At 73.3% G+C, this 12,454-nt stretch carries 12 protein-coding genes; 5 read left to right on the top strand and 7 right to left on the bottom strand.

Features of this window, described 5'->3' with window-relative positions; all coding sequences use genetic code 11:
* The first annotated feature begins 47 nt into the window (after positions 1-47).
* From fabG to DRB89_RS26740, 5 genes are all read left to right on the top strand, one after another.
* Complete coding sequence (gene fabG / locus DRB89_RS26760) at positions 48-809, top strand: 3-oxoacyl-ACP reductase FabG (RefSeq protein WP_112452110.1); 762 nt, start codon at positions 48-50, stop codon at positions 807-809.
* Positions 810-829: 20 nt separating this feature from the next.
* Positions 830-1,612, top strand: a complete 783-nt coding sequence (locus DRB89_RS26755; protein ID WP_112452111.1) for an SDR family oxidoreductase — start codon at positions 830-832, stop codon at positions 1,610-1,612.
* A 152-nt stretch (positions 1,613-1,764) separates the two neighbouring features.
* On the top strand, positions 1,765-3,348 hold the full coding sequence (locus tag DRB89_RS26750) for an ABC transporter substrate-binding protein (protein WP_112452112.1): 1,584 nt from the start codon (positions 1,765-1,767) through the stop codon (positions 3,346-3,348).
* Positions 3,349-3,486: 138 nt separating this feature from the next.
* Positions 3,487-4,155, top strand: coding sequence for a uracil-DNA glycosylase (locus DRB89_RS26745; protein WP_112454142.1), 669 nt, complete (start codon positions 3,487-3,489; stop codon positions 4,153-4,155).
* A 95-nt stretch (positions 4,156-4,250) separates the two neighbouring features.
* Positions 4,251-4,739, top strand: a complete 489-nt coding sequence (locus tag DRB89_RS26740; RefSeq protein WP_112452113.1) for a hypothetical protein — start codon at positions 4,251-4,253, stop codon at positions 4,737-4,739.
* A gap of 123 nt (positions 4,740-4,862) precedes the next feature.
* Here DRB89_RS26740 and DRB89_RS26735 read toward each other — a convergent pair whose 3' ends face one another.
* The 7 genes from DRB89_RS26735 to DRB89_RS26705 all read right to left on the bottom strand — a co-directional run bounded on the left by DRB89_RS26735 (position 4,863) and on the right by DRB89_RS26705 (position 12,414).
* Positions 4,863-6,506 (bottom strand): cation acetate symporter, encoded by a 1,644-nt coding sequence (locus tag DRB89_RS26735; protein WP_112463444.1) that lies wholly within the window; start codon positions 6,504-6,506, stop codon positions 4,863-4,865.
* 109 nt (positions 6,507-6,615) lie between these two features.
* Complete coding sequence (locus DRB89_RS26730) at positions 6,616-6,891, bottom strand: hypothetical protein (protein WP_112450369.1); 276 nt, start codon at positions 6,889-6,891, stop codon at positions 6,616-6,618.
* A gap of 219 nt (positions 6,892-7,110) precedes the next feature.
* Entirely contained in the window at positions 7,111-7,980 is an 870-nt protein-coding gene (locus DRB89_RS26725; protein WP_112450368.1) for a LytTR family DNA-binding domain-containing protein, read from the bottom strand.
* Between the two features lie 182 nt (positions 7,981-8,162).
* Positions 8,163-9,119: an SCO0930 family lipoprotein gene (locus DRB89_RS26720; protein ID WP_112453678.1), complete on the bottom strand. Its 957-nt coding sequence runs from the start codon at positions 9,117-9,119 to the stop codon at positions 8,163-8,165.
* A gap of 129 nt (positions 9,120-9,248) precedes the next feature.
* Positions 9,249-10,232: a GDSL-type esterase/lipase family protein gene (locus tag DRB89_RS26715; RefSeq protein WP_204358064.1), complete on the bottom strand. Its 984-nt coding sequence runs from the start codon at positions 10,230-10,232 to the stop codon at positions 9,249-9,251.
* A 116-nt stretch (positions 10,233-10,348) separates the two neighbouring features.
* Positions 10,349-11,293, bottom strand: a complete 945-nt coding sequence (locus tag DRB89_RS26710; protein ID WP_275432023.1) for an SDR family oxidoreductase — start codon at positions 11,291-11,293, stop codon at positions 10,349-10,351.
* On the bottom strand, positions 11,290-12,414 hold the full coding sequence (locus tag DRB89_RS26705) for an LLM class flavin-dependent oxidoreductase (RefSeq protein WP_112450367.1): 1,125 nt from the start codon (positions 12,412-12,414) through the stop codon (positions 11,290-11,292). Before DRB89_RS26705 ends, DRB89_RS26710 begins: the two co-directional genes overlap by 4 nt.
* Positions 12,415-12,454: the final 40 nt, after the last annotated feature.

Here is a 12,454-nt window from a genome sequence, read left to right as displayed (position 1 = left end):
GTTGCTCACCCCTGAGGGGCCGCTTTCCTAGGGCGAGGAGATCCAGCATGTCCACCACCGAGCAGCGCGTCGCGATCGTGACCGGGGCGGCCCGGGGCATCGGCGCGGCCACCGCCGTACGCCTGGCCGCCGAGGGCCGGGCGGTCGCCGTACTCGACCTGGACGAGGCGGCCTGCAAGGACACCGTGGAGACGATCACGGCGGCCGGCGGCAAGGCCGTGGCGATCGGCTGCGACGTCTCGGACGCCGCACAGGTGGAGGCGGCCGTCGAGCGCGTCGCGAGCCTGCTCGGCGCCCCGACCGTCCTGGTCAACAACGCGGGCGTGCTCCGGGACAACCTCCTCTTCAAGATGAGCGAGAACGACTGGGACACCGTCATGAACGTGCACCTGCGCGGCGCGTTCCTGATGTCGAAGGCCTGTCAGAAGCACATGGTCGAGGCCAAGTTCGGCCGCATCGTGAACCTCTCCAGCAGCTCCGCGCTGGGCAACCGCGGCCAGGCCAACTACTCGGCGGCCAAGGCTGGCCTGCAGGGCCTCACCAAGACGCTGGCCATCGAGCTGGGCAAGTTCGGCGTCACCGCGAACGCGGTCGCCCCCGGTTTCATCGTCACCGAGATGACCGCCCAGACGGCCGCTCGCGTGGGCATGGGCTTCGAGGACTTCCAGGCCGCGGCCGCCACCCAGATCCCGGTGCAGCGGGTCGGCCGCCCCGACGACGTGGCCAACGCCATCGCGTTCTTCACGGGCGAGTCCGCGGGCTTCGTATCCGGCCAGGTCATGTACGTGGCCGGCGGCCCGCTCAACTGACGAGAGGCAGGACGCACGACATGACCGACAAGGCGTACGAGGACACGCGCGGCGGCGCGGACAGCGGCAAGGTCGCGCTGATCACCGGGGCGAGCCGGGGCATCGGCTACGGCATCGCCGAGGCGCTGGTGGCGCGCGGCGACCGGCTCTGCATCACCGGGCGCAACGAGGAGGCCCTCAAGGAGGCCGTGGAGCGGCTCGGGGCGGACCGGGTGATCGGGGTCGCGGGCAAGGCGCACGACGAGGCCCACCAGGCCGTCGCCGTGGAGCGGACGATGGAGGCCTTCGGCCGCGTCGACTTCCTGATCAACAACGCGGGCACCAATCCGGTCTTCGGGCCGATCGCGGACCTGGACCTCGGGGTCGCCCGCAAGGTCTTCGAGACCAACGTCATCTCCGCGCTCGGCTTCGCCCAGCGCACCTGGCACGCCTGGCAGAAGGAGAACGGCGGGGCGATCGTGAACATCGCCTCGATCGCCGGCGTCTCGGCCTCGCCCTTCATCGGGGCGTACGGGATGAGCAAGGCGGCGATGGTCAACCTGACCCTCCAGCTCGCCCACGAGATGGCGCCGGGCGTCCGGGTCAACGCGATCGCGCCCGCCGTGGTCAAGACGAAGTTCGCGGCCGCGCTCTACGAGGGCCGGGAGCAGGAAGCCGCGGCGGCTTATCCGCTGGGCCGGCTCGGCCTCCCGCAGGACATCGGAGGGGCGGCGGCCTTTCTCACATCTGCACAAGCGGAATGGATCACCGGGCAAACTCTCGTGGTCGACGGGGGAATGTTCCTCAATGCCGGAGTCCACTGACCGATAATCGGACGCATTTGCCTCCCGAGAGGGGGCAAATGCGTACCGAATATGCACGTATTCGGTCAAGTGCCGCACGAAACCTGCCCATTGGATTTGTGATGCACTGCGGTAGGGTCTGCCGCACCCCTGGCTGATCGAGGAGCGTGCACGTGTTCAACCGGACCAGATGCCTGCAGATCACTGCGGCCCTTGCGTCCATATCCCTGCTCTCCGGATGCGGCCTGTTCTCGGACGACGGCGGCGACGGCGGACAGCGGATTGTCGTCGGAACGACGAGCGCACCCACCACCCTCGATCCGGCGGCGGCCTGGGACGGTTCCTGGGAGCTCTACCGGAACGTCTACCAGACCCTGCTCGCCTTCCCCACGGGTGCCACCAAGCCCCAGCCGGACGCGGCCCAGAGCTGCGAGTTCACGGATTCCGGGAACGAGTCGTACCGCTGCGTGCTCAAGAAGGGCCTGAAGTTCTCCAACGGGGAGACGCTCGACGCCAAGGCCGTCAAGCACTCCCTCGACCGGATCAAGACCATCGACGCCCCGGCCGGCCCCAAGGCCCTCTTCGGCAGCCTGGACAAGATCGAGACGCCGGACGCGCTGACGGTGGTCTTCCACCTGAACACCCCCGATGCCACCTTCCCCTTTGTGCTCGGCTCGCCGGCCGCCTCGCTGGTCGCGCCGAAGGAGTACCCGGCCAACAAGCTGCGCGAAGGCTCCGGGGTCACCGGCTCCGGCCCGTACACCCTCGAGTCCTACAAAGAGGGCGGCGAGGCGGTCCTGAACCGCAACGGCGTCTACACCGGCTTCGCCAACCGCCGCAACAACGGCGTGACCATCCGGTACTTCGCGGACTCCAAGAAGATGATCGCGGCGCTCAAGTCCAAGGAGATCGACGCGACGTACCGAGGCCTGTCCGCCCCGGAGATCAAGGACCTGCAGACCCCCGAATCGCACAACGCGGGCGTCCAGGTCGTCGAGAACGTCGGCGCCGAGATCCGCTACCTGGTCTTCAACCCCAGGGACCCGCAGGCCGCCAAGGCCCCGGTGCGCCAGGCGATCGCCCAGATCGTCGACCGCGGGGCGCTCGTCTCCAAGGTCTACCAGGGCACCGCCGAGCCGTTGTACTCGATGGTCCCCAAGGGGGTCGTGGGCCACAAGACGCCCTTCTACGACACCTACGGCCAGGTCGACGTCGCCAAGGCGAAGAAGATCCTCAAGGACGGCGGGGTCGCCACGCCGGTCGAGATGACCTTCTGGTACACCACCGACCGCTACGGCGCCTCCACCGCCGACGAGTTCACCGAGCTCAAGCGCCAGCTGGACGAGAGCGGCCTGTTCAAGATCACCCTGCGCGGCCAGCCCTGGAAGGTCTTCCAGGAGGGCTACAAGAAGGGCGAGTACCCGGTCTTCGGCCGAGGCTGGTTCCCCGACTTCCCGGACCCGGACAACTTCATCGCCCCGTTCGTCGGCAAGGACAACGCCGTCGGAACGCCGTACGAGGCCAACGAGATCCTGAACGTCATCCTGCCCAAGTCCCGCCGCGAGAGCGACCGGTCGGCCGGCATCCACGAGTTCGAGAAGGCCCAGCAGATCTTCGCCGACGACGTCCGGCTGCTTCCGCTGTGGCAGGGCAAGCTGTACGTCGCCGCCCGCGACGACATCGCGGGTGCCGAGCGCGCCCTCGACCCGCAGACCGTCATGCAGGTCTGGGAGCTGTACCGCAAGACCAGCTGGTAGCGGGGCCGCGGCCGGCCGGGTCCGTACGCGGACGCGGCCGCCGCACTGTCAGTGGTCCCGGGTAAGTTCTGGAGCAGTCGCGCGAAGCAGTTGCCCGCGCGCGAAGAACTTGTACCGGAGGTTGTCGCCGTGACCCAGATGCTGCCCGAGTCCTGGCTCCCCGTCCTCGGCGGGGAGCTGGAGCAGCCCTACTTCAAAGAGCTCACCGAGTTCGTCGAGAAGGAGCGGGCGAACGGGCCGGTCTACCCGCCCCGCGAGCAGGTCTTCGCGGCGCTGGAGGCCACCGACTTCGACAAGGTGAAGGTGCTGGTCCTCGGCCAGGACCCGTACCACGGCGCCGGCCAGGGCCACGGCCTGTGCTTCTCGGTCCAGCCGGGCGTCAAGACCCCGCCCTCGCTGCGCAACATCTACAAGGAGATGCAGAGCGAGCTGGGCACCCCCGTCCCGGACAACGGCTATCTGATGCCGTGGGCCGAGCAGGGCGTGCTCCTGCTCAACGCGGTGCTCACCGTGCGGGAGGCCGAGCCCAACTCGCACAAGGGCAAGGGCTGGGAGAAGTTCACCGACGCGGTGATCCGCGCCGTCGCCGAGCGTCCCGACCCGGCCGTCTTCGTCCTGTGGGGGGCGTACGCGCAGAAGAAGCTCCCGCTGATCGACGAGGAGCGGCACGCGGTCGTCAAGGGAGCCCACCCCTCCCCGCTGTCGGCCAAGAAGTTCTTCGGCTCCCGGCCCTTCACGCAGATCAACGAGGCCGTCGCCGCCCAGGGCCATGCGCCGATCGACTGGCGCATTCCGGACCTGGGCTGATGCCCCACCGCGCCTAGGCGGCATTGCCGGTGCCTGCGGCTAGCGTCTTGACGACCGGACCGGAGCAGGTCCGGCGGAGCAAGCCGGAGGCCGCGTTGACGGAGCAGCAGGAGGCGTCGGAGGACGCCGTCATGACCAGGATCGGCCAAGCGGTCATCCTGCTGCACGCCGGCGACCGCGAGGAGGCCCGCAACCGGCTCGGCGACATCTGGTCCGAGATCGGCGAGGAGGGCGACTCCCTGCACCGCTGCACGCTGGCGCACTACATGGCCGACGCGCAGGACGACCCCGCCGAGGAGCTGGCCTGGGACCTGCGCGCCCTGACGGCCGCCGACGGGCCGGGCCCGCCGCCGGCCGTCCGGGTCTTCTACCCGTCGCTGCACCTGAGCCTGGCCGCCGACTACGTGAAGCTACGGCGCCCCGAGGCGGCCAGGATCCACCTGGCGCGGGCCCGCGCCGCCACCGGGGCGCTGGGCGACGACGGCTACGGGAACGGTGTACGGGCCGCCATCGCCCGGCTGGAGCGGCGGCTCGCGACGGAACCGGACGGGGCGCACCGGCCCTTCCCGGAGCAGCACCAGTAGCCGGACCCGGGGGAAGGGCTCCGCGGCCCCGCCGAGGGAGCCTGAGCGGGTCTGAGAGGGCTTGAGCGGGCCTGAGCCGGCCGGTCCTGGGTCCCCGGGGGCCGGGCGGGGCCGTCGGGGGTCTCAGCCGCCGTGGACGCCCGCGCAGATCCGGGCCTCCGGGCTGTCCGGATGCCAGCGCCCGTGCCGGCGGCCCAGGGCGCACACGCACCCCCCGGGGGGGGGACCGCCACCACGCCCCGCCAACCGCGGGGCGCCGCGGGGTACGACGTCCCCCGGAGGCCCGGCCACCGCCCCCGGCGGGGTCAGCCCGCGCCACCAGATCCCCAGCACCAGCAGCGGACAGAAGGAGGACGCCGACACCGCGAACGCCAGCCCCACCGCGTCCGCCACCGGAACGTCCGTCGCCGCCACGCTCCCGGCCAGCGGCACCAGGATCGCCACCAGCACCGCGACCCGGAAGCTGCCCACCCCGCGCGCGGACAGCACGTCCTGGTGCAGCACCCCGGCCACCGCCATCGTCAGCCCCGACGCCGTCGACAGGAACGCCGCGAACGCGCCCCCGGCCACCAGCGCCCCCAGCAGCTCCCCGGCCGTCCCGCCCACCATCCGGGCCGGCAACACCAGCACCGCCGCGTCGGCCTCGCCGGTCAGGGCCAGTTCGGGGGCGTAGATCCGGCCCAGCACCCCGTACACCGGCGGCAGCAGGTAGAAGGCGCCGACCAGCCCCAGCACCACCAGCGTGGTCCGCCGCGCCGCCCGCCCGTTCGGGCTCGTGTAGAAGCGCACCGCCACGTGCGGCAGCCCCATGGTCCCGAGGAACGTGGCCAGGATCAGCCCGTACGTCGCGTACAGCCGCAGCTCCGGCCGGTCCCCGGACAGCGGCTCCGACCAGCTGGAGGCTCCCGCTCCGGCCTCGGTCCGGGTCTGCGGCACCGGCGAGTCCGGTGCGAAGGCGAGGCGCGCGTGCGCCCGTACGGAATGGTGCCCGGCGCCGAGCGTCACGGGCTCGCCCTCGTAGACGTGCCCGTCGACCCGGCCGGTCACCGTCACCGTCAGCGGCGCGTCCAGGGACAGCCGCACGTCCTCGGCGAGGGTGACGGCGGTGTGCTCGCGGAAGACCGCCGGGGCGTCGAAGGTGGCGCGCGGAGCGCCGTCCCCCACCCAGGCCGCGAGCAGGAAGAACACCGGGACCAGCAGGGCGGTGAGCTTCAGCCAGTACTGGAAGGCCTGCACGAAGGTGATGGACCGCATGCCGCCGGCCGCGACCGCCGCCGTCACCACGACGGCCACGACCACCCCGCCCACCCAGTGCGGGGCCCCGGTCAGGATCCCCAGCGTCAGGCCCGCGCCCTGCAGCTGCGGCAGCAGGTACAGCCAGCCGACCCCGAGGACGAACAGCACCGCGATCCGGCGCACGGCCTGCGATTCGAGGCGGGCCTCGGCGAAATCGGGCAGCGTGTAGGCGCCCGAGCGGCGCAGCGGCGCCGCCACCAGGACCAGCAGGACCAGGTAGCCGGCCGTGTAGCCCACCGGGTACCAGAGCATCTGCGGGCCCTGGAGGAGCACCAGCCCGGCCACGCCGAGGAAGGAGGCGGCGGAGAGGTACTCGCCGCTGATGGCCGCCGCGTTGAGGCGCGGGCCGACCGTGCGCGAAGCCACGTAGAAGTCGGAGGTCGTCCGGGATATCCGCAGGCCCAGCGCGCCGAGCAGCACCGTGACCAGGACGACGACGGCGACCGCGGTCAGCGCGTACGTCTGGTTCACCGGGCGGGTCCTTCGGGCTGGGCGGCGGGGTCACGGGAGTCTACGCAGAGCCCCGGATCCGGCGACAGGCCGTCGCGCACGCTCCGGCGGGCGCCTTGGCCGAGAACCGTCAGAGGGCGGGGTCGCGGTGCTCCGCGCAGTCGCGCAGGGCGATCTCCAGCTCCACGTACGATTCCTCGGCGCGCCGGAAGGCCAGCGTCAGCGCCGCCTCCGCCCGGGGCGGCACCTGCCCGCGCGCGCCCTCGTGGGCCTCGTACAGTACGTCGGCCCAGCGCGCGGCCGCGCTGCGCAGCCGGGCCAGCAGGGCCTCGGCTTCGGCCGGCCCGGCCGGACGGGTGCGGGGCAGTCCGGCCAACGTGTCGAGCAGCGCCTGGATTTCGGACATCTGCTTCCTCCCGGGGCGGAAGATCCACGATACGCGCGGCCGGTCGCCCGCGCGGCCGGCCGGGCCCGCGCTGCGGCCGACGGCCCCGGCGGATCGCCGTACGCCCTTCCCGGCGCGGTGAACGGCCGGCCCGCGCGCCGGGCGGTCGGCGGGGCCCGGCCGGTCCCGTGGCCGGTCCCGTGGGTCCCGTGGCCGGTCCCGTGGGTCCCGTGGCCGGTCTCAGCCCATCGCCTGGCGCATCAGCAGGTCCCGCAGCTCCCGCGCGTGCCGCCGGCTCACCTGGAGTTCGGCCGCTCCGACGCGGACCGTGGTGGTGCCCGCGTCCAGGCGCAGTTCGTCGATGCGGCCCAGCGCCACCAGGTGGCGGCGGTGGATGCGGACGAAACCGCGGGAGGCCCACCGCTCCTCCAGCGTGGACAGCGGGATGCGCACCAGGTGGCTGCCCTCGGCGGTGTGCAGCCGGGCGTAGTCGCCCTGGGCCTCCACGTACGCGATGTCCGCGATCGCCACGAACCGGGTCACGCCGCCCAGCTCCACGGCGATCTGGTCGGGGGCGCGTTCGGGGGTGTGGTCCGGGCCGTGGTCGGCGGGGACCGCGGGGCCGGCATCGGGCACGGGCCGACGCGGCGCCGGCACGACGGGAGGAGCTTCGGCCGGCGCGGCGCCGGCCGCCGCGTCGCCCGGCGGATGTCCGGTCCGGCCGGACTGCGCGCAGGCCCGCCGGACCGCCTCGGCGAGCCGCTCCGGCCGCACGGGCTTGAGCACGTAGTCCACGGCCTTGAGGTCGAAGGCCTGGACGGCGAACCCCTCGTGGGCGGTGACGAACACGATCAGCGGCGGCCGCGCGAACCCGGCCAGCAGCCGGGCTATGTCCAGGCCGGTCAGCCCCGCCATGTGGATGTCGAGGAAGACCACGTCGATGGCGTCGGCCCCGTCCGGCCCGCTCTCCAGCGCCAGGGTGATCCGGCGCAGCGCCTCGGTCGCGTCCGAGGCGCCCTCGGCGCTGAGCACCCGGGGGTCCGAGCGCAACAGGTAGAGGAGCTCCTCGAGCAGGGGCTTCTCGTCGTCGACGGCCAGTACGCGCAGCATGGGACGGAGTGTAGGGGGTGAGTCCCGGGACCCCGAGGCGTCGCGGGCCCCGTCGCGGGCTCCGTCGCGGGCTCCGGCACGGGGCACGCCGGAACGGTGCGCGGCCCCTGCCCCGGGGGGAGGAGGGGCAGGGGCCGCGCGGTCAGATGGTCCGGTGGGCGCGCCGCACCGCGGCGCGGGGCTTACTGGCCGGTGATGAGCTTGCCGTCGGGGGCGACCGCGTACCAGGTGCCGCCGACGCCCTGGCCGTTGGTGTCGCCGGCCTTCTTGTCGCCGGTGAAGGTGTAGACGGGCCAGCAGTTCACCGTCTGCTGCTTCTTGCCGTCGGGGCGGTCCAGGACCAGGTAGTTCTTCTCGATGATCCCCTTGGCGTTGGCCTGGTCCACCGGGGGCACGACCGGCCACTTGGCCACGCAGTCGCCCTCGCACTTGGAGACCATCGGCCACGCGGTGTCGGGCTTGAACCGGTAGACGGTCATGCCGTTGCCGTCGACGATGTGGTCGCCCAGCTTGGGGTCCTTGGCCACGGTCAGCGCGCCCTCGGCCTGGGCCGCGCCGGCCGGCGGGGCGGCCGCGGCCTTCGCCGCCTTCTTGCCGTCGGGCGCGGCCGCGAACCAGGTCCCGCCGACGCCCTGCCCGTTGGTGTCGCCCGCCTTGGTGTCCTTGCTGAACCGGTACACGGGCCAGCCGGCCACCGTCAGCTGCTTGCTGCCGTCGGTGCGGACCACCTCGCCCAGCAGCGCCGGGTCCGTGCCCGCCGCGGCGGTCGCGTCGCCCGCGGCGACCACCGGCCAGGTCTTCGCGCAGTCCCCGTCGCAGTTCGACTTCGGCGGCTTCGCGGTGTCCTTGTCGAAGCGGTACAGGGTGAAGCCCGCGCTGTCGGTGAGGACCGATCCCAGCTGGTCGTTCTGCGCGACGGCCAACTGTCCGCCGGGCTTTGGGGCGCCGTCCGCGCCCGCTTCCGCGCCGGCGCCCGCTCCGTAGCCTTCTCCGTAGCCGTCCCCGGAGGTCTGGGCGGAGGCGACGGCACCGGCGGGCTTGGTGTTGTCGCCGGCCTGGTCGTTCCCGCCGCAGGCGGTCGCGCTGAGTGCGACGACGACCGCCACGGCCGCCAGGGTGGTTCCGCGCTTGATGCCCATCTTGATCTCTCCCACGTGTGCGTCCCGGTGTCCGCCGCTGCGCCCGTCGTGCGGAGCGGCGGCAACTGTGTGCAGGACACGCTGCGTTGGAGCCGTTCTGTTCAACCCGTTCGGTGTGGGCTGTTTCACTCACCCCGCGTCGAACCCGGCCCGCCGCATGGCCGTGGCCACAGCGAGGCCGAGCGTGTGGTGACCGGAGTCGTTGGGGTGCAGGCCGTCCGCCAGGTGCTCGGGGCCCAGTACGTCCCGCCCCGGCAGCAGGGCCAGCCGGTCGTCCCCGGCGGCGATCCGGTCCCGGGTGGCGCGCTCCATCGCGTCGCGCAGGGCGCCCAGGGTGGCGCCCAGCTTGTTCGGGGTGCGCTCCGCGTCGGGCCGCAGCACGGGGGAGAGGAGGAGCAGCGGTGTCCGGGGGTGGCCCTGGCGGACCAGTTCGATGAACGCGCGGGTGGTCTCGTACAGGAGGGGGGCCGAAAAGGGCACGCGGGACCAGCAGTTGGTGCCGAAGGCGAGGGTGAGGACATCGGCGGGCAGTTCGGCGAGCTGCTCGGCGGTGGCCAGTTCCCCGCGCGCGGCGCCCGCGTAGCCGAGGTTGACCGTGTCCCAGCCGAGCGCCCGCCCGGCGATCGCCGGCCAGCCGTGCGCGGGCCGGGTGGACCACCAGCCCTCGGTGATGGAGTCGCCGTGCACCACCCAGCGCGGGGCGGGCGGCGCGGGGTCCACCCGGCCGCCGACCCCGCGCACGCCGAGGATCAGCGGGGACTGCGTCTCGGGCGGATGGATGGTGAACGGGCCGGATCCGCCGGGTAGTTCGAGGCGTATGACGGCCTCGGCCGCCGGCTCGGTGTACAGCTCGCGCACCACCCCGTGCCGGTCCCAGAGGGCGAAGCCGTGCGCGAGGTCGCGCAGCGCGTCGGTGGGGCCGGGCACGGTCGCCCGGTAGCGGATCTCCACCGCCCGCGCGCCCCGGGCGGTGAACTCCAGGCGCACCCCGATGGGCAGGGTGGCCCGCTCGCCGGTGTCCCAGGGCAGCCGCATGGTGTCGGCGGGGTCGGCCCGTACCGGGCGGCCCCGGTCCAGCCAGGACACGCCGCGCAGGAAGGGGCCCGGGTCCAGCCAGGGCCCGGTGCCGGCGACGGCCGCCGCGTCCGTGCCGGCGTCCGTCTCCGTCCGCGTCTCCGTCCCGATCTCCGGGCCGCCGTCCGTGTCCGTGTCTTCGGTCCTGTGCGTGTTCACTGCTCGGCTCCGATCGTCGGGTACGGGAACTTCACGCCGACGCCGCCGTCGACCACGAGCGTCTGCCCGGTGATGTACGAGGACTGCGGCGAGGCCAGGAAATAGAGCGCGGCCGCGATGTCCGCGGTCTCGGCGACCCGGCCCAGCGGGGCGTTCTCCGCGTTGCGCCGCCGCCCCTCGGTGCCCAGCAGGGCGCGGACCCGCGGGGTGGCGACCACGCCCGGTGCCACCGCGTTGACCCGTACCCCGCGCGGGCCCAGCTCGACCGCCGCCGAGCGCACCAGTGACATCAGGCCCGCCTTCGCCGCCCCGTACGCGGCGTGCAGCGGGGCGGCGGTGAGCCCGGAGACGGAGGCGACGAAGACCAGCGGGCCGCCGCCGGCCGCCGCGACGGCCTCGCCGCCGTACTGGACGGCCAGCCACGCGTGCCGCAGGACGAGGTCGAAGTGCCAGTCCCAGCCGGCGTCGTCCAGCTCGGGCAGGGCGGCGTAGCGGGCCATGCCTACGATGTCGACGACCCCGCCGACCGGGCGGCCGAGGAGCCCCGGGGCCTCGGCGAAGAGCTCCCGCATCGGGTCGCGGCGGGTGACGTCGGCGGCGTACGGGAGGCCCCCGGTCTCGACGGCGACCGCCCGGGCCCGTTCCCCGTCCACGTCGACGCACAGCACGCGGGCACCGCCGGCGGCCAGCGCGTGCGCGGTCTGCCGGCCGATGCCGTTGCCCGCGCCGAGCAGGACGAACCCGCGGCCGTCGAGGCGGTGCAGGGCGGCGTAGTCGGGGACGGGGGAGGTGTCGAGGTGAGCGGGCTCCCCGGCGGCGGCCGCGGAACCGGCGGCCGCGGAACCGGCGGAAGCGGAACCGGCCGCGGAACCTGCGGAAGCGGGACCGGCGGCCGCGGCACCGGCGGGAGCCCCGGCCGCGCCCCGGGGCCGCGCGCTCACGCGCGCTCCCGGCGGGGCTCGTAGCGGGCCAGCTCCGGGAGGACTTCCTTGCCGAGGATCTCCAGGGTCCGCAGGATCTCCCGGTGTTCCAGGTACCCCCACTGGACGTAGCAGATGAGCTGGTCGACACCGAGGTCCGCGTACCGCTTGGCCTTGGCGACGATCGTCTCCGCGTCCCCGATGAGGATCATGTCGCCGTCGCTGAACTCCCGTACCGGGACGTTCCCCTCGAGGATCGGCGTGAGCAGCGGGAAGGTCCGCTCGCGCTCCTCGGGGCCCAGGTGCGGCAGCTCCCACTCCAGGGTGAAGCGCGCGAGGTTCGAGTACCACCAGGCGACCGAGTCCCAGACGCGGGCGCCCGGGGCGGTGCCCGGCGGCGTGGCGTGGACCAGGGTGTAGGCGGCGACCCGGTCCGTGGTGACGTCGGTGAGCGGGCTCGGGGCGGCGGCCGCCGCCCGGTAGGCGGCCACCTGGGCGGCCATCGCCTCCAGCGGCTGCATGATCGAGAAGGAGAGCAGTCCCAGGCCGTGCGCACCCGCGACCTCCGCCGAACCGGGGGAGGTGGCCGCCATCCAGGCCGGCGGGTGCGGATCCTGCACCGGCTTGGGGGTGACCATGCGGCGCGGGAAGCGGAAGCGCTCCGACTCGTAGGCGAAGTACTCCTCGCGCCACATCCCCGTCACGATCTCGATGGCCTCGCGCCAGTCCTCCCGGGACCTCTCCCGGTCCACGCCGAAGGCGGTCTGCTCCATGGGCGTGGACCGGCCGGTGCCCCACTCCACCCGACCGCCGGAGAGCACGTCGACGGTGGCGACCTTCTCCGCTATGCGCTGGGGCGGCGTGAAGGCGAAGGGGGTGAGGGTCACGCCGAAGCCGAGCCGGATCCGCTCCGTGAGCCCGGCCAGGTGTCCGAGGAGCACCTCGGGGGCCGGGCAGTGCGAGCGGCCCTCGCGGAAGTGGTGCTCGACCGCCCAGACGGTGCGGAATCCCATCCGGTCGGCGAGCCGGATCTGCTCGACGGCCTCCCGGTAGGCGCGCTGCTCGGCGGCCCGCTGGCCGTGCGGATGGGCTCCCGGCCAAGGCCTGGGCACGTCGATCTCATAGAGCACGTCCAGATCCATGACGGCACGCTGCGGCAGATCTGACGAAGTGTCAAGAACG

It is taken from the genome of Streptomyces sp. ICC4 (assembly GCF_003287915.1).
Lineage (GTDB): Bacteria > Actinomycetota > Actinomycetes > Streptomycetales > Streptomycetaceae > Streptomyces > Streptomyces tritrimontium.
Note: the sequence above shows the minus strand (reverse complement) of the source record. Positions and strands in the feature narration are given on the sequence as shown.